We start from the raw sequence: 14,507 nt of genomic DNA on the forward strand, positions 1-14,507 counted from the left end.
TTGTCTTTTAAAAATCGAAGGTACGTGGATCGGTAATTTCGCCTTTAATTGAGGAAGCAGCCACCACAGTTGGAGAGGTGAGATAAATTTCCGCTTTTTTACTTCCCATTCTACCTGTCATATTTCGGTTACCGGCACTCAACACAATATCACCGTCACCGGCTACTCCGGTATGAATTCCCGCGCATGCAGCACAGCTTGGCGTATCTACCGCAGCACCTGCCATTATCAAAGTTTCTATATACCCGGCACGTAGGGCTTCCAAATAAACTGTTTGACTGGCCGGAACTAAAATCATATTCACGTCCCTATGAACTTGTTTCCCTTTCATAATCTCTGCCATAGCGGCAAAATCCTCTAACCTACCATTGGTGCAAGTACCCACAAAAGCTTTATTGAATTTGGTACCTATCAATTTTTCTACAGGAACGGTATCATCCAATTTGCCCGGCATTGCGATTGTTGGCCCCAAATCGCTGATATCAATATCGTACACTTGATCGTAATGGGCGTCCTCATCACTTGCAATGAAGTCCCATGCATCCGTAGTCCTGTTTCTTAAATATCTTTCGGTAATCTTATCGGGTGCAATAATTCCATTCTTAGCACCTAGATCAACTGTCATGTTACATAAGGTCATTCTACCTGCCATGCCCAACGAATCGATTGCCGGACCCGTAAACTCCAATGCCTTGTAAAGCAAATGGCCGTTCCAATGCATCATCCCCATAATGTGTAGACTTAAATCCTTTGCCATGACCCAAGGTTGCCATTTTCCAGTAATATTGAATTTTACCGATTCTGGAACTCTGAACCAAGCCTTTCCCGTGGCCATGGCCACAGCGGCGTCGGTAACGCCTATTGCATTGCCCATTGCCCCCACAGCACCGTATGTGTTCGCATGTGAGTCTGTCCCTATGCTTATGGTGCCGGGTAAAACATGCCCCTGCTCCACCATAATCTGATGGGCAATACCTTGTCTTCCCAAATCGTAAAAATTGGTAATATCATGTTGTTTTACGACTTCGCGCCATTCGTTCAACATGGTCGCGAACTTTTGATTCGGGGGAGGCACCAGGTGATCGGAAACACAAATTACACGATCTTTATCAAAAACCTCTTCTTTGCCCAAAGACCTGAATTTATCAAAACAAGTCTTGCCCAGATAATCCATCGTCATTACGGTATGAATGTCCGTCCAAACCAACTGCCCCGGCACTACATGCTCTTTTCCGCTATTGCGGGCCATAATCTTTTCTGTAATGGTCATTGCCATATTTGCGATTATTATAAGATTAAATTGTTTTGTCTAAGATATTTATTTTATTTTAGTTAACAATATTAATTATTAATAAAGTTAATTGTTTTTAACCGAATATATATATTTATCAAAGGCAGTTATTTTAAACCAAGTACTTTGCCTTTTATAATTTGGTCAAATGTAGATTTTTAATAATACAGTATGTACCTTACAAAGTTTGAGTTGAAAAAAATCAACTATCTCACACATAACAACCTTTAAAACATACCATTTTGTCAAAACGAAATTATAAAGAATTTAAATTTGGGTGGCCGGTCATTTTATCATCAACTTTTGGAATTGGTTTAGGCATGTCTCCCCTCCCTTTTTATACCATAGGTGTTTTTGCCATTCCTTTGACCAAGAATTTTGGTTGGGGCATGGATACCGTAATGGGCGGACTAACTGTATTTACTCTTGCAGCTTTGGTAGCAAGCCCTTTAGTAGGTTACATCGCCGATAAAATCGGCGCACGTAAAACCGCGCTTTGGTCGTTACTATTGTTCGGACTCACATTCATGGCCTTTAATTTTAATATGGGTTCGCCAATTCTTTATTACTTTTTATGGGGGCTTTTGGCCTTTGTAGGTGCTGGAACCTTGCCGATGACCTGGACACGTGCCATTAACAATTGGTTCAATGAAAATAGAGGCTTGGCGTTGGGCCTTTCTCTTTTAGGGACAGGAATATTTGGTGCATTTGCCAAATTATATGCCTATTCATTGGTAGAAAGCTTAGGTTGGAAAATGGCCTATGTAGGTGTAGGCCTTTTACCCTTGTTGATTGCCCTGCCCATTGCTTATTTCTTTTTTAGGGATACCGATGATCCCAAAGTAGCGGACAAGGTGGCCAAACTTCGCAGTGACATCCCTGACCACGCCAAGGGAAATACCGCGGGGCTTACCGTAAAGGAGGCGTTAGGGGATTGGAAATTTTGGTTGTTGGCCTTTTGTTTCATATTGATTTCATTTGGGGTGGGAGGACCTATTCCCAACCTCGAACCCTTATTAGGTTCCAAAGGGTTTGATGCCGGAGATGCGGTGATTTTGGCAAGTTCAATAGGTTACGCTGTTTTGGTAGGCCGCCTTTTGGGCGGTTATTTGCTTGATCGTTTCTGGGCACCAGCCGTAGCTTTTCTATTATTAAGTATTCCCGCAATATCATGCCTTTTGTTACAATCCACAGACTTGACATATACCAATGCACTCATCGCAATTATAATTTTGGGGTTTGGAGCTGGCGTGGAATACGACTTAATGGCCTACCTTGTATCCCGATATTTTGGCATGAAAAACTATGCCGCCATTTACGGATTTCTATATGGTTTCTTTGCAATGGGCGCTGGTTTTGGTCCTGTTGTTTTTGGAAAGTTCTTTGCTAAAACAGGAAGTTATGATACAATTTTAGGATATGCGGCCATTGCCTTTATACTTGGCTCGGTACCGCTGCTACTATTGGGAAAATATCGTGATTTCTCCAAGAAGAATACATGACTCGAACACACAATCAAAAAGGCTTGCCCATGGGCAAGCCTTTTTGATGTAGGGTACAAAATTTTAGTTATCTGACCTAGACTCCTGCCCATTTGTTCTTTTTTGGGGCAATTCTTCCCAAAATTTAGGGTCAATACCGTCTTGACCACAAACCTTTCGCTCCTCGATCATCGTAACGCCATTGAAAACATCACCGTCCGACCATTTCCAGACACGTATGCGATGGTCATCGTTTCCGATTAAATCTATTTGCTCGAACAATTTCATACCAGGTCTGTGCTTGTACTCCCAAATTAATACGACACTGTTCCCTGTTTCCCATGCTTTGCCCGATAATCTAGGGTTTTCAAAAATAAGGTTGCCGTCATCGTCAAAAGGACAAACCCCAAAATCAAGACATTCCTTAAAGCCATCATCCCACATATATTCATTTACTTGATGGTACTTTCTACCGGGCAACATGGCACATGTTAGTCTACTCTTCCATTGGTCGATCAATTTTCCGTCCGCTCCTATTCTTCTATAGGTGCCTTCCCAAACACCTGCATGTTTCGGAAATAATTTTAATTCTTTCATTATTTTTCCTGTTTCGAATTATAACTTAAAAAGTTAACGTTATTAATGATTAGTAATATTAATTATTACTTTTTTGCTCATATATGATACTCGTAATGTTTTGTAACCCATTTCTATCGTTTCTGAACCTATTGCCTAGATGCAATCTGGACAAATACAATTGGAACTTAATCCAGTTTTGATTGACATCAAATCAAAAAATAAGCACTTTATGCATTTAAAGGTAACACCATACTGTTGTTAAAAAAGTCAAAAAGTTTAATCAAAAAACTATATATAGTATCTAATCACAAAAATATATCACTAAAAATAATTAATTTAATTAACTATTAATATAATTAACCATTATTTTTATTGCATATCATCAAAAAGCTTTTACTATAACAGCTAAGCCTATGACCAAGGTTAATTTTCAATGAAAAACAGCAACAATACACGCTGGTGGATTGCCGGCACTATTTTCTTGGCCACGACCATTAATTATATCGACAGGCAAGCCCTGTCTGTTGCTGCCCCTGTTATTCGAAAAGATTTGGGACTATCAAATGAACAATATGGTTGGATTGTTAGCGCTTTTCTACTTGCTTATGCCATCATGCAAATGGTTTCAGGTCGCTTAATCGATGTACTTGGCACCAAAAAAGGCTTCTCCATTGCCGTAATTTGGTGGTCTATCGCTAATATGCTGCATGCTTTTGGAAAGGGAATGTTAAGCCTAGGCGCATTTCGTTTTCTTTTGGGAATTGGCGAGGCGGGAAACTATCCGGCAGCCATGAAAGCGATATCCGAGTGGTTTCCGAAAAAGGAGCGGACCAAGGCGGTCGGCATTCTTAATATGGGGCCTGGTCTGGGTGCTATCATTGCCCCTCCCCTTATGGCATGGCTGATTACCGATTTTGGTTGGAAGATGGCTTTTGTCATCACCGGGGCTATTGGTTTCTTTTGGCTTATTCTATGGCGATGGGTGTATTACGGACCTGAGAATCATCCTAGGATATCAAAAGAAGAATTGGCCCTGATTCAAAAGGAACAAGAGACGGAAGCCCAAGACCAAAAGTTACCTTGGTTGCACTACTTCAAATATAGAGAGGTTTGGGGATTGGCCTTATCACGTTTTATTTCCGATGGCGCATTTTACTTTTTTGTGTTCTGGCTTCCCTCATGGCTTGCCGATATAAAAGGATTTAGTTTGATGGAAATAGGAATGTTCGCATGGATTCCTTTTCTACTATCGGATGTCGGAAGTTTTGTCGGCGGATGGACCGGCAGTAAGTTGATGACCAAAGGAATGTCATTGAACGCCTCACGAAAATGGATTATTTGGATAGGTGCTGTTTTGGTCATTCCCGTTTTAGGATGCCTTTACATTAAATCGCCTTACTGGGCAATAGCCTTGATCAGTTTTTCATTATTTGCCACACAATTCAAACAAGCCTCCTTATTCACGCTTCCCATTGATTTATTCGGGAGGAAAGATGCAGCTTCGGTATGGGGTATTTCTGGTTCGGCCGGTAGTTTTGGGGCGATGTTATTTACTCCATTAACAGGTTGGTTGGTAGATACCATCTCCTATTCTCCCGTATTCGTAATCGTATCATTTCTGCATATTATCTCTGTAATTCTGGTGATGATTCTTATTCCAAGAATAAAACGTGTTACTATCACGGACAAATTAAAATCCAAGACATGAAACGAATCTTTCTACCCTTACTATTATCTCTGATTTTACTCTTCTGTTGTAAAGAAATAAACACTCAGAAAACCGTACAAAAACCTTTGACCGCCACGCAGATCATGCAAAAAGCGCATGAAAAAGCAGGGGGTACATTCTGGCAAAAACCCAAAAGTTTGACTTTAAAAGGCTATGCTACTTTTTACAGGGATGGAAAAATAAGTAAACACGAAACACATAATATGTGGCGGGTTTTCGAAAACACCAAAGAAGATGCCCATGTCGCGAACGGCAAAGTACGCATAGAATCTTTTAAAGACTCCACTCCTGTATTTATCGTAACCTTCGACGGAAAAAACACCTACGACCTCAGTGGAAAACAAGACCAATCCGATGCCGATAATCGCTGGGCTTCTAATTTCGGTTATGGTGCCATTCGACATGCCTTAGATGAAGGGTACACTTTAAAACTAGTGGGAGACGATACGGTCAAAACAAAACCGGCTTATACCATACAAGTGACCGACCCCAATAAGGGGGAAACTTTTTTCGGTATCGACAAAGAAGATTTTAAAATCGTTAAAGTAGCTTTTCAAACGCCCCAAGGCTGGCATCATCGCATTTATTCCGAATTCTTTTCAAAGGACAAATATTCATGGTTACAATCAGGGCGTGTGGAATTATTTTACGATGATAAGATTTCCAATGAAGTTTACTGGACCGATTTTGAGGTCAATGAAAAGTTGCCCGATAGTCTATTTGTATTACAAACGAAATAAACCGGATGCAGAACAAACAACTGATTATTTCCCAATTTTCAGGTTCCTTGCAGGAAGCCACTGAAATTATCGAACGCCCTATTTCTAAATTGGGAGATCATGAGATATTGATCCAGAATAAGTTCATCGGAATCAATGCACTTTACGATAGAGAATTATACCGGGGCAGAGTGCCGTACATCAATGTACAATTCCCATATGTTTTTGGAGTGGAAGCGGTGGGCGAGATAGTCGCCGTTGGAAATTTTGTTCGCCATGTACAAATCGGTCAAGCGGTTTCTACTGTTAAAGTAGGTACGGCGTATCAGGAGTATCAAATTATTTCAGAGGAGGAAGCAATTAAAATTCCGGAAGCTACAGCGGAATATCTCGCCTTGAACCCAACGGGAGTTTCAGGCTACTTAGCACTTAAAAATACTGCCGAATTAAAAGAAGGTGAAACTATCGTAGTTTCAGCGGCATCAGGTGGACTAGGCCATATTGTAGTGCAGTTGGCCAAAAGGAAAAACTGCCATGTGGTCGCGATTTGTGGAAAACCGGAAAAAGTAGCTTTACTCAAAAGCTTGAATGTCTGCGACCGGATTATCAATTATCGCGAAGAAAATATCGTAGAAGTTTTAAGTAAGGAATACGCCAACATAATAGATGTTGGTTTTGACTCTGTGGGCACCTATATGTTCGATGCCTTTTTGGCGAATTTAGCCCCTCTCGGTCGCTTGGTCGTCAGCGGATTGGCCACCGAACTTTCAGCACCTCAATTTGAACAGATCTCAGCATCGAGAGTTTACGAAAACATCTATTGGAAAGGGGCCTCGGTACGCTGTTTTATGAATCACCTATTTCGGGAACAACAACAAGAAGGCCGCGAGTTCTTATTCGATTTATATCAAAAAGGAGAGTTACAAGTAAAAGTCGACCCTACCTCATTTGAGGGAATAGAATCTATAGTACATGCCTCCGAATATTTATTGGCGGGGAAAAGTTGTGGTAAGGTAATCGTAAAGTTATAAAACTTCTTTCCCAAAATATTCAACGCTCTGCAATTCATAATGTGTTTGCATATACCCTGCAGCTCCAGCTTTCAAGAACAAATAGTCCTCGTCTGCGGTGACCCAAACATGATAGGGAGGATGTTCCTCTAAAAGGCTTCCGGCCGTATCGCCAACAGCAAAATGCCTAGCTTTAAATGTACCCGCTGCAATCGTAATTTCTTCCTCACCAAGGTATTCAATGCTCATTTGTTTCATTTTGAAGAGCATGGGTCCGGTAGCGCCACGATGGTCCGGTGAGGTAAGCATAAAATCCTCTATCATTTGTTTGCCCGTTCCTTTTGATATATCATAGAGTTTCATCAGGAGTGCGTCACCTACAATAGGGTGCGACTGTAGCCAAGGCACCTTTTTTTCAATTGTTATTTTTTGGGTAATGCGACCATCTTTTCGGTTGTACATTTCGCACTCTGCCAGATTTTCACCAAATCGAAACCAACCTGTGCCTTCGTATACATCCCCAACCGTAAGCCTTACACTGCAATCGATAGGCGAACCGTCTACATTCATGGCATGCATAACGTCGCGTATGACATTGGGTTCATCATCAATCTCACAATGCGCATCCATAAGGAGAACCCCATCGCTTTGTGTGGTTAGGGTAAAAAACTCCCTACCCCGTTCCTCATCCAGACGTTCAGGCTTTTTACTCGTGTAGCGAATATATCCTCGGATTGTTTTGTGTTTCATAAAAACTGTTTTGCTTTTTTAATTGATTCGAGAGGAAATCCCATTTAAATCAAATGGACGCCCCAAGCGGCATTCAACAATAATCCTATCCAAATGCCATAGACGTACGGAAGGCAATTATCCATTCGCTTTTTCATAATTATATTTGATTCTTCCACTTCTTTACCCTGCATCAAATTTATGAATGCGGGAGTAAACTTCCCCAGTTGGTAACGTATTCCAAGGCCGCATAAAATCAGGCCACAAACGACCAACAATTTATAGTTCATCCAGGGTGCTACGATATAATCGGGCTGTACTAAAGAATAGATGGCAAAGCCACCTACCAGGCATACGATAAGAGGCCGTACCCAAAAATCGATATCCTTCAACTTCTTTTTTTGAACTTCATCTTTGCTAAAATGTACGTTCAGCACCAAAACGAGCCAAATCAATCCCGCTGTCCAGACCAACCCCAGGCCAAGGGTGTTTATTTTGACGATGCCCAATAAACTGCCCATATGGATTCCCGTGGGCATGATGAGCGGCATGGCGATTCGAGGCCCTAAATCACAGCCCAAAAGAATTTGTAGGGCCGTAGCTCTTTGCGGGGCGGTCAATTTTGGATTTATGACAAACTTACTGGAATAATACGTGCCCATATCGGTACCCAACCAGAAAACGAACAAGAGAATATGGAAATATTTTAAAACTAAAAATGTATTCATTGGGTATTGGTTTGGTTATTTTTTCACAAGTATTCCAGACAGCAATTCATTGAACTCCCCTGCCTTTTCAATCATTAAAAAATGACCCGACCCTTCAAACACGTGCGTCTTGAAGCCTAAGGAATCCAAATAGGAATCGGTTATCGGCCTCCGGTCTGAATTTATCAAATGTCTTTCGATTTTTTTATTGGACAAGACCGTGAAATCGGGGTTCAGGTCTTTCATGGCCAAGCCCTTCATGGCGGGAACAGCCACTTCTGGTGGAGTGCTCGCCATATCATCTACAATCTTCTTTACCAAAACGGAATCTGATGCAGGCAAAAACATACTTTTTACAAAACCTCTTGTCAAGCCTTCAAAATTTGCATAAAAAGGAGCGATTCTTTTGTCGATAGCCTCTTCTAGAGCCGGCTTCATTTCAGCTTTCAAATAGTCCACTCCCACCAAAGTATGAATGGGAACTTCCGTTCGCGCTGCAGCATCAATTGCCACGGCCACGCCCATGGAATGACCAATTATGGACAGCTCTTCAAAATCCAGTTTCTGAATTACGTCCATCACATCAGAACCAAATGCGGGAATAGACCAGTCTTCTCTCTGGGTGCCCGACTTTCCGTGACCGCCCAAATCAACCGTAACAACCGTATGGTACTTTTTGAAATAGTCCACTTGTTCGCTCCAATACGTTTGGTCACAAGACCAGCCATGAACAAAAAGCAGCGTGTGATTACCGCTACCGTAAACCGTATAATGAATGTCAATACCACCAACGGAAGAATTGACCGTTAGCTCCCGAGGCGCTTTTGGCCGTTCTATTTCCTTTGTCTGAACCTTGGAGTTTGATTGTTCTTTACACCCGAAAACGAGCAATAGGATTACAATAAGAAACTGCCATTTTAAAAATCTGCCCATTTCGTTCTTTTTTTAAAATTATAAATTCCACATGAACCAATCTTCCAAAAGCGTTTTTACATGCTTTATAAATCGTGCAGCATCCGCGCCATTGATAATTCTATGGTCAAAACCTATGGTCAAAGGCATCATTAACCTGGGTTGAAACTGCCCATCAATATGAACGGCTTCCATTTGGCTTCCGGCAACGCCCAAAATGGCAACTTGCGGAAAACTTACCAAAGGAAAAATGGCACTTGTACCTATTCCCCCGAGATTGGAAATGGTAAACGTTCCGCCATCGAGTTCATCCATGGCAATTTTTTTACTTTTTACTTTTTCAGCCAAACTTCCCAACTCATAGGAAATATCGGTGATACTTTTCTCATTTGCATTTTTCAGGACTGGAACCATCAATCCTCTATCACTATCTACCGCAACACCCACATTTATATAATCTTTGTAAACGATTGCCGAATTTCTGGTATCGATGCTCGCATTGAAAATCGGGAAATCCTCCAGTGCTTTCGCTATAACTTTTACTAAAATTCCTGTAATAGTTAAGGAACTTCCTTTTTCTTTGAAGGCTCCTTTGTGGGCTTGGCGTTTTTGTTCCAAATAAGTAATATCAACTTTTTCTTGCAACCATGCATGTGGAATATTGCTCCATGAAGTGGACATGTTCTTGCTCGTCGCTTGCATGATGCCCGTCATAGCCTCGCTACGAATATTGCCCCATTTACTTAAATCGGGTAATGTGGCCATTGTCATTGATACACCACTAGAAACTCTATTCTGATTTAAGCTCTTCGCATAATTCTTGACATCCTTTACCGAAATACGATTACTGCCTGAAGTTATTGGCATAGTTGCAATGTCAATCCCGATTTCTCGGGCTATTTTCTTTGCCAAAGGAGAGGCCCTAAACCTTCCATTGCGTTTGACATTGTTTGTCTGTGGCATTGGTATTTTTGTTTTGGCAGGAATTTCCGTTTTGGCAACTTCCTTTACTTCAACCAGCCTTTCTTCGGTTACAGGAACGATGGATTCTTCTTCGGAAACTTCTGAGGCACCACTGGAAACTTTTACAATCGGAGTGCCTTCACTAACTTCATCGCCAATATTGACCAATACTTTTGTTATCTCGCCGCCAAAATCCGCAGGAACCTCAACCACTACCTTATCGGTCTCAACTTCCATTAAGGTTTGTTCTGCAACAATAGTATCACCTTCGGCCACATGAATGGCTATGATAGTACCTTTTTCGATGCCTTCTCCCAAAGAAGGTAGTTTTACTTCCGAAACAGTCACCTTTCCAGTCGATTTTTTAACCACTTCCATTTTAGCTTCGGGTTCTTTTACCAAGGTCACGGTAGCGGGTTCGCCGGCCAAAACTTCCGAGGGTTCTTGCCTAATAGCTTCCTTCGCTTCGCCATCTTCCAAACGAATAATGGGAGTGCCCTGTGACACTTGTTCTCCGGTGCTCACCAAGATTTCGGCAACCAAGCCTTCGGCATCAGATGGGACTTCTACAACCACCTTGTCCGTTTCAACTTCCATTAGCGACTGTTCCATGGTTACCATATCACCAACTTTTACCATAATATTGATTACAGTGCCGCTTTCGATGCCTTCTCCCAATTCGGGTAATTTCAATTCGGTCATTTTCTTCGGGTTAAAATAGGCGGCAATTATGCCATCGGATTAATTTTATGCTGATCTATCACGTGCTTCTCGATAAAGTCTTTTACTTCTTTATCTGTGGCCGCTCCTTCTTCGCGTAATAACTGCAACGCAGCCAAGGCGATGAATTTCGGACTGATTTCAAAATGGTCCCTCAAATCTTCTCTACCTTCACTCAATCCGTAGCCATCCGTACCTAATACATGATAGGCTTTTGGCATCCATTTGGCGATGCCATTTGCCCATTGCTTTACGTAGTCAGAAACCGAAACAAAAACGCCCGTTTCATTTTTCAGGAGTTCTTCTACATATGCTCTTGGTCTTTTCCCATCGGTTGCAAGTAATGCTTGGCGCTCTACTTCTTGGGCATCGCGATGCAGCTCGGTGTAACTGGTTACACTCCAGATATCCGTAGAGATGCCCATATCTTCCAATAATTCCTTTGCTTCGATCACTTGTAGCATAATCGAACCGCTACCCATTAAATGGGCTTTTCTTCCTTTCGCTATTTTCTTGGTGGATTTTTCATAACGGTACATACCTTTGATAACCCCTTCTTCAATGCCTTCTGGCATGATGGGCATCGGATAGTTCTCATTGGTTACCGTGATATAGTAGAATATTTTCTCTTGTAATTCATACATTCTATGGATGCCGTCCTTTACAATCAATGCCAATTCATAGGCAAATGACGGATCGTAGCTTTTCATATTTGGAACTATGCTCGAGAGAATATGGGAATGGCCATCTTGGTGTTGAACCCCTTCACCGTTCAAAGTTGTTCTTCCGGAAGTACCCCCGATTAGGAAACCTTTACACATCATATCACCACAGGCCCAAATCATATCACCAACCCGTTGGAAACCAAAAATGGAATAGAATACATAAAAAGGAATCATAGGCAACCCATGCATGGAATATGCGGAACCTGCTGCCATAAAGGAAGCAATCGCTCCCGCTTCGCAGATACCTTCCTGAAGTATCTGGCCGTCCACACTTTCTCTGTAATACGAGATACTGTCAGCATCAACTGGTTTATACAACTGGCCTTTAGGTTGGTAAATTCCCGCATAACGAAATAATCCATCTAAACCAAAAGTCCGTGCTTCGTCGGGAATAATAGGAACTATATATTCCTTAATTCCATCTTGACGTAAAAGTTTGGTAATGATTCGCACGAGTACCATCGTGGTGGATACCGACCGCCCTTCGGTACCCGTAAAAAATTCGCCCCAAAGTTCTTCTCCTGGCGTCTTAATTGACGGTGCTTCATCTTTACGTTCGGGCAAATATCCGCCAAGCTCATATCGCTTTTTCTTGAGGTACGTTATCTCAGGACTATCATCTGCCGGCACATAAAATTTGGCTTTAGCCGCATCTTCCTCACTCAATGGAATCCCAAAACGTTTGGCAGCAGCGATACGCTCATCGGCATTCATGTTCTTTTTTTGGTGCGTAGTGTTTTTACCTTCACCGGAATCGCCCATACCATACCCTTTAAGTGTCTTCATCAGAATAACACTGGGCTTTCCATTGGGTTTGGCAGCTTTATCAAAAGCAGCGTATATTTTTTTATAATCGTGTCCGCCACGTTTAATGGTACGGATTTCCTCATCGGAAAGGGAATGCATCAATTTCTCCAATTCCGGATTGTCTTTCACCCAGTGCTGACGTACTTCATTACCTGGAAGCACAGAATACATTTGATAGTCTCCGTCGAGAGCCTTATTCATTCTATCTACCAAAATACCTTTTTGGTCGCGTTCTAAGAGTGCATCCCACTCGCTACCCCAAATCACTTTTGTGACGTTCCATCCTGCACCCAAAAAACTGCGTTCGAGCTCTTGAATTACTTTTCCATTGCCACGAACGGGACCGTCCAAACGCTGTAGGTTACAGTTCACTACCAAAACGAGATTGTCCAATTGTTCGCGAACGGCAATGTTCAAGGTGCCCAAGGTTTCCGGTTCATCCATTTCGCCATCACCAACAAATGCCCATATTTTACCTCCGTTGTTCTCTTTAAGTCCTCTATTTTCCAAATATTTTTTAAAACGCGCTTGGTAGATGGCACTCACACCGATGAGTCCCATGGAGGCTGAGGGAATTTCCCAAAATTCAGGCAGCCTTCTTGGGTGAGGATAGGAAGGCAGACCGCCACCCGGCTGCAATTCGCGCCTGAAGTTTTTCAAGTTTGTTTCTGTCAACCTTCCTTCGAGCAAGGCTCTGGCATAAACACCTGGAGCGGCATGTGGTTGAAAGGACACCAAATCCCCGCCATAATCCTCAGATTTTTTCCTAAAAAAGTGGTTCATCCCCACTTCGTACATACTGGCCGCAGAGGCATAGGTTGCGATATGCCCCCCAACGCCCTCACCACTATCATAGCCTTGTAAGACCATGGCCATGGCATTCCATCGGTTGATATTTTCTATTTTGGTTTCGATTACCGTATCACCCGGATAGGGCGGTTGATGCCTTGCACTGATTGTATTGATGTAAGGAGAATTCAGTGCTTCACCAGCTAATTTTACCCCTTTTCGTATGGCCAAAGCACGTAATTCACGAATTAGGTCGGCGGCCTGCTCATCGCCCTTATCTTCGATAATCTCCTCAATAGAAGCTATCCATTCTTGTAATTCTTCTTGCCATTCTTGACTCTTGTCAACCGCAATTGTGTTCATAATAATGCAATTAGGTATATATAATACTATACTAATGTACTCAAAAATTAGTTAATATTATTAACCATTAATATAATTAACTAATATAGGTTTTGTATTTTACGATGCCCAAAAGGGGTTAAACAAGATTACGGATATGGTCAAAAACAATAAAATACTGTACCGCACTACTTCTGAAAAGTGTCTTAAAAGAGGGTATTTTGATTTCAAAAATGGGCAAATTCATTATGGCACTGCAGGTAAGGGACCGGCTTTAGTATTGATACATCAGTCTTCATCTTCGATGGAGGAATATGTCTCACTTATACCCTATTTATCAGATAAGTATCAAGTCATTGTTCTTGATCTACCGGGGCATGGAATGTCCAGTGATTCCAGTAGCGAACCTGGGGTCGAAGAATTTACCGATGTTGTCTTGGCCCTTATAAATCATTTGCATATTGACAATTGCAGCATTCTTGGCCATCATGGTGGTGCTTTAATGGCGATGAATTTTGCGTATCGCTTTCCTGAACGCACGAAAAAAATAATTCTTTCTGGAACTAGCGGATTAAAGACCGAAGCAGAAAAAACAGAATTCTCACAAACCCTAGCCAATAAAAAGAAGGTAGTTCTGGAGAAGGATGGAAAATCATTGTTGTTAGCGTGGCAGCGCTATGTGGCCTACATGCCCGATGCCGAAGTCAACGATGTGCTGCGTCCTTTTTTGAATAGCGTCATGGCCCTAATGCGACCATATGATGCCCATTATGCAGTTCTAAAATGGGATAGGCAATCAGCATTGGAAAATCTAAGCGTTCCCGTATTACTTTTGCAGGGAATCTTAGATGAATTCGTAAGTTATCAAGAGAATTTGTTGGGCATTATTCCCAATGCTGAAAGAGAGGAAATTGAAAACGGAGGTGCGTTTCTCTTTTTTGATAAACCAAAAAAATGCGCCGAAATCATCGACGCATTTCTATCTAAATAAAGTATGTCTTAAA

General features: G+C 41.8%; 12 protein-coding genes. 5 read left to right on the plus strand and 7 right to left on the minus strand.

The features are described from left to right. Positions 1–7 precede the first annotated feature (7 nt). Positions 8–1,276, minus strand: a complete 1,269-nt coding sequence (locus tag HYG79_RS06605; RefSeq protein WP_179241325.1) for a 3-isopropylmalate dehydratase large subunit — start codon at positions 1,274–1,276, stop codon at positions 8–10. Positions 1,277–1,533: 257 nt separating this feature from the next. Here HYG79_RS06605 and HYG79_RS06610 point away from each other — a divergent pair, with 257 nt between their 5' ends. Beyond that, positions 1,534–2,793 (plus strand): MFS transporter, encoded by a 1,260-nt coding sequence (locus HYG79_RS06610; protein WP_228027947.1) that lies wholly within the window; start codon positions 1,534–1,536, stop codon positions 2,791–2,793. Positions 2,794–2,856: 63 nt separating this feature from the next. On the opposite strand, the gene HYG79_RS06615 is transcribed toward HYG79_RS06610, so the two are convergent. Beyond that, positions 2,857–3,369 (minus strand): DUF3598 family protein, encoded by a 513-nt coding sequence (locus tag HYG79_RS06615; protein ID WP_179241326.1) that lies wholly within the window; start codon positions 3,367–3,369, stop codon positions 2,857–2,859. A gap of 415 nt (positions 3,370–3,784) precedes the next feature. Here HYG79_RS06615 and HYG79_RS06620 point away from each other — a divergent pair, with 415 nt between their 5' ends. The 3 genes from HYG79_RS06620 to HYG79_RS06630 are packed head-to-tail and all read left to right on the plus strand — an operon-like array spanning position 3,785 to position 6,830. Next, the gene (locus HYG79_RS06620) at positions 3,785–5,059 is read left to right on the plus strand and encodes an MFS transporter (protein WP_179241327.1); all 1,275 of its coding nucleotides are present in this window, start codon (positions 3,785–3,787) and stop codon (positions 5,057–5,059) included. Continuing rightward, positions 5,056–5,820 (plus strand): LolA-like protein, encoded by a 765-nt coding sequence (locus HYG79_RS06625; RefSeq protein WP_179241328.1) that lies wholly within the window; start codon positions 5,056–5,058, stop codon positions 5,818–5,820. The genes HYG79_RS06620 and HYG79_RS06625 overlap by 4 nt, the downstream gene beginning before the upstream one ends. A 5-nt stretch (positions 5,821–5,825) precedes the next feature. Continuing rightward, complete coding sequence (locus tag HYG79_RS06630) at positions 5,826–6,830, plus strand: zinc-binding dehydrogenase (RefSeq protein WP_179241329.1); 1,005 nt, start codon at positions 5,826–5,828, stop codon at positions 6,828–6,830. On the opposite strand, the gene HYG79_RS06635 is transcribed toward HYG79_RS06630, so the two are convergent. The 5 genes from HYG79_RS06635 to aceE are packed head-to-tail and all read right to left on the minus strand — an operon-like array spanning position 6,825 to position 13,524. Then, complete coding sequence (locus HYG79_RS06635) at positions 6,825–7,559, minus strand: DUF3108 domain-containing protein (RefSeq protein ID WP_179241330.1); 735 nt, start codon at positions 7,557–7,559, stop codon at positions 6,825–6,827. The genes HYG79_RS06630 and HYG79_RS06635 overlap by 6 nt on opposite strands. Positions 7,560–7,603: 44 nt before the next feature. Then, a complete protein-coding gene (locus HYG79_RS06640) occupies positions 7,604–8,266 on the minus strand; it encodes a hypothetical protein (protein ID WP_179241331.1) in 663 nt (220 codons plus the stop codon). Positions 8,267–8,281: 15 nt separating this feature from the next. Then, complete coding sequence (locus HYG79_RS06645; RefSeq protein ID WP_179241332.1) at positions 8,282–9,178, minus strand: alpha/beta fold hydrolase; 897 nt, start codon at positions 9,176–9,178, stop codon at positions 8,282–8,284. An 18-nt stretch (positions 9,179–9,196) separates the two neighbouring features. After that, entirely contained in the window at positions 9,197–10,822 is a 1,626-nt protein-coding gene (locus HYG79_RS06650) for a 2-oxo acid dehydrogenase subunit E2 (protein WP_179241333.1), read from the minus strand. 26 nt (positions 10,823–10,848) lie between these two features. Next, positions 10,849–13,524 (minus strand): pyruvate dehydrogenase (acetyl-transferring), homodimeric type, encoded by a 2,676-nt coding sequence (gene aceE / locus HYG79_RS06655; protein WP_179241334.1) that lies wholly within the window; start codon positions 13,522–13,524, stop codon positions 10,849–10,851. Positions 13,525–13,660: 136 nt separating this feature from the next. Between aceE and HYG79_RS06660 the strand changes: the two genes are divergently transcribed. Next, complete coding sequence (locus HYG79_RS06660) at positions 13,661–14,494, plus strand: alpha/beta fold hydrolase (RefSeq protein WP_179241335.1); 834 nt, start codon at positions 13,661–13,663, stop codon at positions 14,492–14,494. Positions 14,495–14,507: the final 13 nt, after the last annotated feature.

Origin of the sequence: Costertonia aggregata (assembly GCF_013402795.1) — a bacterium.
Taxonomy (GTDB): Bacteria; Bacteroidota; Bacteroidia; order Flavobacteriales; family Flavobacteriaceae; genus Costertonia; species Costertonia aggregata.